Raw genomic sequence first — 7534 nt, forward strand, 5'->3', positions numbered from 1 at the left:
GCTCTACCGCACCAGCCGGTACCGTCGCTCCGGGCGCCCCACGCCGTACTGCAGACGCAGTTCGACCGTGCCGGTACTCAGGTAGTGCTCGAGGTAGCGTCGTGCGCTGACGCGTGAGATGCCCACCAGCTCAGCGCATTCGGCGGCCGACACCTCGCCGGCATCGCGCACCGCGGCCAACACCAGCTCCCCGGTCTCGGCGCCGAGTCCCTTCGGCAGCACCTTGGCGGCGGGTGTCACCGTCGGGCCGCCGAACAGCGAGTCGATCAGCGACTGGTCCACACCGCTTGCGGACTCCAGCGCGTCGGCCCGTGCCGCGAAGGCCACCAGCTTGGTCTGCAACTGGTCGAATTCGAAGGGCTTGATCATGTAGTCGGCCGCGCCACCGTCCAGCGCGCCGCTGACAGTGTCGAGTTCACGCGCCGCGGTGATCATGATGACCCCGACCCTGTCGCCGTCGGCGCGCAACCGCTGTAGGACGTCGAGCCCGGTCATGTCCGGCAGGTAGACGTCGAGCAGGATCAGGTCGGGGCGGAGCTCGCGCGCTGCGCGCAGTGCCTCGCCGCCCGTTCGCGCCACCCCGACGACGCGGAATCCGTCCACCCGGTCCACGAATCGGCGATGGATCTCGGCGACCATGAAGTCGTCGTCGACGACGAGCACGTCACGCATCGGTGCGCACCGCCTGCAGCCGCACGGTGAACTCGGCGCCGCCGTCGGCGACGTTGCGGACACCGACGGTGCCCCCGTGCGCGGCGGTGACCAGTCGCACCAGAGCCAGCCCGATACCACGCCCGCCCGGTACGTCCGGTTTCGACGTCACTCCGCGCGCGAAGATCGCCTCCCGAAGGTGTTCGGGCACTCCGGGTCCGGTGTCCGCCACGATGATCTCCAGTCCGTCGCTGTCGTCGATCTCCACCGTCACCACGGGTCGCGGCGCTCCGCCCGATACGTCGACGGCGTTGTCGATCAGGTTGCCCAGCAGGGTGATCACGTCGGTGGCCAGCGCGGGCTCCAACGGCGCCAGGTGCGACTCGGGTGTCAGCTCGAGCGCGACGCCGCTCTCCGCAGCCAGCGAGGTCTTGGCGATCAACAGTGCGGCCACCGCCGGGTCCGAGATGCGTTGTGTCACGGCGTCACTGATTTCTGCGCGGCGCCGCGTCAACGTGCCGACCAGGTCGCGCACGGCGTCGTACTCGCCGAGCTGCACCAGGCCCGAGATGGTGTGCAGCTGGTTGGCGAATTCGTGTGTCTGCGCCCGCAGGGTGTCGGTGACGCTCTTGTGCGACGACAACTGGCCCTGCAGCGCAGCGAGTTCGGTGCTGTCGCGCATCGTGGTCACCGTACCGATGCGTTCGCCGCCGCTGGTGGCGGCACGACGGCTCAGTGCGAGCAACCGTGTCCTGGTTGCGATCACCGTGTCCTCGGCCGACTCGCCCGGGATCAGCAGCGCCACCACCGCGGCGTCGATCCCCACCCGATCGACTCGCTTGCCGACCGCGTCGGCCCCGACTCCGAGCAACTCCTGTGCGCTGTCGTTGAGCACGGTGATCTCCCCGTCGGTGTTGACCGCGATCACGCCTTCTCGAATGCTGTGCAGCAACGCTTCTCGGTGATCGGCGAGGCTGGCGATCTCCGCCACCTCCAGACCTCGGGTGTGCCTCTTGATCCGGCGGGACAGCAGGTAGGAGGCGATGAGGCCGAGCGCAGCCCCGAGGCCCAGGTAGATCAGCAGCCGCTCGCCTGCGCCCGAGAGCAGGTCCCACACCGACGGATAGCCCTCGCTGACCGATGCGATGGCGAGCACGTCCCCGTCGGCGGACAGGATCGGCACCTGGCCGATGAGGCTGTGCGTGCCGTCGACGTCCGCATCGCCATACCAGGCCCGCCCCTCGTCGGCGCGGCTGGGCCCGAGGTCCACCCGGGCGCCGACGCGCGACGGATCCGAGGACACCCACACCGTTCCGTCCGGGCCGAGGATCTCGGCGAGGGTCGCGCCCGACAGCGCGACCGCCCGGTCGACCTCCGGGGCCAGGATGCGGCCGGCGAAGGGATCGGCGGGTGCGCGTTCGATGCGTTCCCGCACGATCGGGGTGGAGGCCATGTTCTCGGCCACCGCGATCATCCGCGTCCCCCGTGCCTCCCGGAACTCGCTGGTCGACTGCGCCACCGAGACCGCCCCCACCGCGATCAGCACGACCGCGACCACCATCAGCTGAAACGCCAGGAACTGCGCGGCGAGGCTGCGGGCGAGCGGGATGTTCTTAATGACCAGAATTTCCTTTGCGTTCTTATGCGTGACCTGAATCACTGCCGGGGTCCAGTATTGCTGAGCATCACAATCGACTGACGGAGGACGACATGTTCGCATCGGGCCGGCGTACGCCGGTCGCCGGCATCGTCCTCGCTGTGATCGCCGCGCTGCTGTTCACGGCGTGCGGTGTGACTCGTGGCGAGGACACCGGGCTGCACCGGTTACGCATGATGGTGCCGAACAGCCCGGGTGGCGGTTACGACCTGACCGCCCGCACAGCGGTCAAGATCATGGAAGACGAGAAGATCACCGGCCGCGTCGAGGTCTTCAACGTGATCGGCGCCGGCGGCACCGTCGCGATGGCTCGTCTGATCAACGAAAAAGGCAACGGCGACCTGATGATGATGATGGGTCTGGGCGTGGTGGGGGCGACGTTCACCAACGGTTCGAAGGCCCGTGCCTCCAGCGCCACCGCGCTGGCGAAGATGGTGGAGGAGCAGGAGGGCATCCTGGTGCCGGCCTCGTCGCCGTTCAAGACGCTGGCCGACTTCATCGCGGCGTGGAAGGCGGACCCGGCCAAGATCACCGTCGGCGGTGGCTCGAATCCGGGCGGTCCCGATCACCTGTTCCCGATGGAGACCGCCAAGGCGGCGGGTGTGGACCCGACCAAGGTCAACTACGTGTCCTACGACGGCGGTGGCGACCTGCTGACGGCATTGCTCGGCAACAAGATCGCCGCGGGCACCTCGGGCCTCGGTGAGTACGTCGACCAGATCGAATCCGGTCAGGTGCGGGTGCTCGCGGTCTCGGGCGATGAGCGGGTCGACGGTGTCGACGCACCCACCCTGCAGGAGGCGGGAATCGACCTGACGTTCACCAACTGGCGCGGAGTGCTTGCGCCGCCGGGGATTTCGGATGAGGACCGCGACGCACTGATCAAGGTGCTGGAGGAAATGCACGCGACCGATGCCTGGAAGGAAGCGCTGGTGAAGAACGGGTGGACGGATGCCTTCATGACCGGAGCGCCGTTCGAGGACTTTCTCGAAGAGCAGGATCGCCGGGTGGAGACCACGCTGACGGATCTGGGGCTGGTATGAGCGAGAAACAGGACACCTCGGCGCCGGCTCGTCCGGACTACGCGCAGTACGTCGTCTGCGCGGTGATGGTGATCGTCGGAGCCTTCCTGGTCTTCGACGGGGTGACGATGCCCGGCGGTTACGCCGAGGTGGATCCCGTGGGGCCCCGGCTGTTCCCGATCGCCATCGGCATCGGGTTGCTGGTGATGGCGGTGGTGCTGGCCGTCGCGATTCCCCGCGGCTCCCGCGGCGAGGCCGACGCAGGTGAGGACATCGATCCCGACATGCCCAGTGACTGGCGCACCGTCGGCCTGCTGGTCGGGCTCTTCATCCTGCTGATCGTGCTGGTGGAGCCGCTGGGCTGGGCGATCGCCGGTGCGCTGTTCTTCGCCGGGTGCGCCACCGTGCTCGGCAGCAAGCATTACGTGCGCAACGTCGTGATCGGTGCCGTGCTGGCCGTCGGCACGTTCTACGGGTTTTACTCCGGGCTCGGGATCCCGCTGCCCGCAGGCGTTCTGGATGGGATTCTGTAAATGGGAAACTTCGACTGGCTGCTCCAGGGCTTCGCCGAGGCCGCCACTCCGATGAACCTGCTGTACGCCGTGATCGGCGTGCTGCTGGGCACCGCCGTCGGCGTGCTTCCGGGCATCGGGCCCGCCATGACCGTGGCGCTGCTCCTGCCGATCACCTACAACGTCAGCCCCAGCGCGGCGTTCATCATGTTCGCCGGCATCTTCTACGGCGGCATGTACGGCGGGTCCACCACCTCGATCCTGTTGAACACCCCGGGCGAGTCGTCGTCGGTGATCACGGCGATCGAGGGCAACAAGATGGCGAAAGCGGGGCGGGCGGCGCAAGCCCTCGCCACGGCAGCGATCGGATCGTTCGTCGCGGGGTCGATCGGTACCGCGCTGCTGGCCGCGTTCGCGCCCACCATCTCCCGCTTCGCCGTCACGCTCGGCGCGCCGTCGTACCTGGCGATCATGCTGTTCGCGCTGGTCGCGGTCACCGCGGTGCTCGGCTCGTCGAAGATGCGCGGGTTGATCTCGCTTCTGCTGGGCCTGGCGATCGGCATCGTCGGCATCGACTCGCTGACCGGACAGCCGCGCGCCACGTTCGGCATCCCGCTGCTCGCTGACGGCATCGACATCGTCGTGATCGCGGTGGCCGTGTTCGCGATCGGGGAGGCATTGTGGGTGGCCGCGCATCTGCGCCGCCGTCCGGCGGATGTGATCCCGGTCGGGCGGCCCTGGATGAGCAAGCAGGACTGGGGACGCTCGTGGAAGCCGTGGCTGCGCGGCGCCGCGTTCGGGTTCCCGTTCGGTGCGTTGCCCGCCGGTGGCGCCGAGCTGCCGACCTTCCTGAGCTACATCACCGAGAAGAAGCTCTCCAAACATCCCGAGGAGTTCGGCAAGGGAGCCATCGAAGGCGTCGCCGGACCCGAAGCGGCCAACAACGCCTCGGCGGCAGGGACATTGGTGCCGATGCTCTCACTCGGCCTGCCGACCAATGCCACCGCCGCGGTGATCCTGACCGCGTTCGTGTCCTACGGCATCCAGCCGGGGCCGACGCTGTTCGAGAAGGAGCCGCTGCTGATCTGGACGTTGATCGCAAGCCTGTTCATCGGCAATTTCCTGCTTCTGGTGCTGAACCTGCCGCTGGCGCCGCTGTGGGCCAAGCTGCTGCGCACACCGCGGCCGTACCTGTACGCCGGCATCCTGTTCTTCGCCACGCTCGGGGCGTTCTCGGTGAATCTGCAACCGCTGGACCTGATTCTGCTGTTGGTGTTCGGGTTGATGGGTCTGATGATGCGGCGCTTCGGACTTCCCGTGCTCCCGTTGATCATCGGCGTCATTCTCGGGCCACGCATCGAACGTCAACTGCGGCAGAGCCTTCAGCTCGGTGGCGGTGACTGGGGCAACCTGTTCACCGAGCCGGTCGCGATCGTCACCTATGTCCTGATGGCGTTGTTGCTGCTGGCGCCGCTGGTTCTGCGGTTGATGCACCGCAGCGAGGAGACCCTGCTCGTGGTCGAGGACGACAAGGATCAGAAGGAAAAGGCGGGTCAGCTGTGATCGTCGTGGGGTACACCGCGGACCGGTTCGGCCAGGCCGCGCTCGAGCACGGCATCTCCGAGGCGAAGCTGCGCGACACCGACCTGTTCGTCATCAACGCGACATCCGGTGAAGCCTATGTGGATTCGCGGTTCGCCGGGGAAGCGCAAGTGCATGACGTCGAAGCGCGGTTGAAGGAGTGCGGAGTGGCCTTCGAACTGACGCAGCCGGTGGGTGTCGACGCCGCGGATGAGCTCTTGTCGGCGATGGATCGCGACGACGCGCAGCTGCTGGTCGTGGGCATCCGCCACCGCAGTCCGGTCGGCAAGCTGTTGCTCGGCAGCGTCGCGCAGAAGTTGATTCTGGAATGCCCCAAGCCGGTGCTGGCTGTCAAACCCGCCGAGGACTGACTCAGAACGGTGGAATCGACTCGCGCAGATGCTGTTCCGCCCACGGCGCATTGCGTTGTCGCTCGGCGTCGACGCGTTGTCGACGCGCCGCCGCACGGGTGATCCGCCGCTTCGGCATGGTGAGCCCTGTGCTGCATTTCGGCGGTGGGGTGCCGCGCCCGCTCACCGGTGCGGTGGACTCTGACAGCTCGGGAAACAGCATTCGGCTCCCCGGGTAGCTCGTCGTGCTCTGGCCGTCAGGGTCGGTGACCACGATCGTCCCGTCGGGATACTGCACGGTCGCCCAGCCCGGCCAGAAGGTCTTCAGCAGGTGGTGGTGACGGCAGTAACCGGCCAGGTTCGACGCGCACGTCGGACCCCAGGGGTACGGGATAGGGTGGTCGAGGTCATCGATCGGTCGGATGCAACCCGGGTGGCGGCACGTCAGATCTCGAGCACGCACGAAGTCGGCCAGTGCTTTCGAGGGTCGGTACCGGGGCTCCGGTGGAGCCTTGCCCGGATGTGTCAACGTCGCGATCGTGGCGTTCATCGCGAGGTGCGCGACGACGGCCGCGGGCAGTACCGGACCCCCGATGACGATCCCCGGCGAAGCCGGACTGAACTCGCCGGGGTCTGCGTTCAGATCGGCGACGAGTTGCATGAAGGTGTTGTCGCGCAACGGCTGTGACAGTAGTGGCGGCGATTGACCCGTCAGAGCGCGTCGCTGCGCGGTGAGGTCGCCTGTCCGTGGCTTCCCCGGTGGCGGATCCGTCTCGGCCTCGGGCGCAGCGGCGGTAGCACGGTCGCCTACATCATCGACGGCGTCCTCACGGGCGATGACATGGATGACGACCCCGCCGACCGCAGGTTTGGCAGCGGCGTCACAGTCTGGCTGCTCGCACAGGCACGGCAACCGGTCCCAGCCGAACCCCATCGCGCCCAGCGCGGCCGCCCGGCGCTGATCGAGCGTGCGCGGATCACGATCGCACACAGTGCGGGCCAATAGGTCGGCGCGCCGGTCGAATGCTGCGCCGTCGGTGGCGGTGACGGTCGCATCCACATGAGCGACTCCAGAGGCGTCATCGGTGTGCACGGTGACTCCCGTCGCGCGCGCCGCATCCTCCGACCGGCGCACCGCATACGGGTCGTGGCGCAGCACGAGCGTGTCGATGTCGGCCTCGGTCTGGCTCAGCGACTTCGCACCCCAGTGCCGCAGCTGCTCGGCCAACTCGGCGTCGATCGCCCGCAGCGCAGCGGCGTCCTGCACCAGCGCGGTCCGGTGGCAGATGGTGCGCACCAGCAGGTAGGTGATCAGCCCCTCGGCGAAGACCGCGGCGACCTCGGGGAGCCGATCACGCAGGATGACCGCGTTGGTCAGTAGCGCGTTGACCATCCCACTGGTCAGTGTCTGCGCCGCACCGATCTGCGCACACACAGCGGACCAGTTGTCGCAACGCCATTGCTCTCGTTCGGCCGACCCCGACGCGGCGTAGGCCCGCTCCAGCAGATCGGCCATCGCCGACAATCGCGCTGCGCAGGCGGCGTTCTCGAGCCGCGCGTACGCCCGCAGCCGCTCACCCGGTGTGGTGGCGCTGCTGACGAAATGATCGAACATACTATCGAACCTATGTCGTTCCACTGACTCAAACTTTCTGGCAGGGTCGCCGGAGAATGATGGTGACACGTCCAGAGGGAGTGTCAGATGTCGAGATCGCGGAAGGTGAAGGTCAGCGCCGAGGAGAAGACCCGTTTGGTTCTGGC

7 protein-coding genes are annotated in these 7534 nt (G+C 67.6%); 4 read left to right on the forward strand and 3 right to left on the reverse strand.

Annotation, left to right across the window (positions count from 1 at the left end):
* Positions 1–3: 3 nt before the first annotated feature.
* Entirely contained in the window at positions 4–672 is a 669-nt protein-coding gene (locus MHN84_RS27735; protein WP_241207681.1) for a response regulator, read from the reverse strand.
* Positions 665–2212, reverse strand: coding sequence for an ATP-binding protein (locus tag MHN84_RS27740; protein ID WP_241207690.1), 1548 nt, complete (start codon positions 2210–2212; stop codon positions 665–667). The genes MHN84_RS27735 and MHN84_RS27740 overlap by 8 nt, the downstream gene beginning before the upstream one ends.
* A 149-nt stretch (positions 2213–2361) precedes the next feature.
* Here MHN84_RS27740 and MHN84_RS27745 point away from each other — a divergent pair, with 149 nt between their 5' ends.
* From MHN84_RS27745 to MHN84_RS27760, 4 genes are read left to right on the forward strand one after another with little or no spacing between them, the layout of a single operon-like run.
* Positions 2362–3351: a tripartite tricarboxylate transporter substrate binding protein gene (locus MHN84_RS27745; protein ID WP_241207682.1), complete on the forward strand. Its 990-nt coding sequence runs from the start codon at positions 2362–2364 to the stop codon at positions 3349–3351.
* Positions 3348–3863, forward strand: coding sequence for a tripartite tricarboxylate transporter TctB family protein (locus MHN84_RS27750; protein WP_241207683.1), 516 nt, complete (start codon positions 3348–3350; stop codon positions 3861–3863). The genes MHN84_RS27745 and MHN84_RS27750 overlap by 4 nt, the downstream gene beginning before the upstream one ends.
* On the forward strand, positions 3864–5405 hold the full coding sequence (locus MHN84_RS27755) for a tripartite tricarboxylate transporter permease (RefSeq protein ID WP_241207684.1): 1542 nt from the start codon (positions 3864–3866) through the stop codon (positions 5403–5405).
* On the forward strand, positions 5402–5794 hold the full coding sequence (locus MHN84_RS27760) for a universal stress protein (protein WP_241207685.1): 393 nt from the start codon (positions 5402–5404) through the stop codon (positions 5792–5794). The genes MHN84_RS27755 and MHN84_RS27760 overlap by 4 nt, the downstream gene beginning before the upstream one ends.
* Position 5795: 1 nt before the next feature.
* Here MHN84_RS27760 and MHN84_RS27765 read toward each other — a convergent pair whose 3' ends face one another.
* On the reverse strand, positions 5796–7388 hold the full coding sequence (locus MHN84_RS27765; protein ID WP_241207686.1) for an HNH endonuclease signature motif containing protein: 1593 nt from the start codon (positions 7386–7388) through the stop codon (positions 5796–5798).
* Between the last annotated feature and the right edge of the window lie 146 nt (positions 7389–7534).

This window comes from Mycobacterium sp. PSTR-4-N (assembly GCF_022348085.1).
Classification (GTDB): Bacteria; Actinomycetota; Actinomycetes; order Mycobacteriales; family Mycobacteriaceae; genus Mycobacterium.

Excerpts from the sequence above, each read along its gene's own strand:
- MHN84_RS27740 (WP_241207690.1), bottom strand. The coding sequence starts at position 2,212 with ATGGTGGTCGCGGTCGTGCTGATCGCGGTGGGGGCGGTCTCGGTGGCG.
- MHN84_RS27755 (WP_241207684.1), top strand. The coding sequence starts at position 3,864 with ATGGGAAACTTCGACTGGCTGCTCCAGGGCTTCGCCGAGGCCGCCACT.
- MHN84_RS27765 (WP_241207686.1), bottom strand. The coding sequence starts at position 7,388 with ATGTTCGATCATTTCGTCAGCAGCGCCACCACACCGGGTGAGCGGCTG.
- MHN84_RS27745 (WP_241207682.1), top strand. The coding sequence starts at position 2,362 with ATGTTCGCATCGGGCCGGCGTACGCCGGTCGCCGGCATCGTCCTCGCT.
- MHN84_RS27750 (WP_241207683.1), top strand. The coding sequence starts at position 3,348 with ATGAGCGAGAAACAGGACACCTCGGCGCCGGCTCGTCCGGACTACGCG.
- MHN84_RS27735 (WP_241207681.1), bottom strand. The coding sequence starts at position 672 with ATGCGTGACGTGCTCGTCGTCGACGACGACTTCATGGTCGCCGAGATC.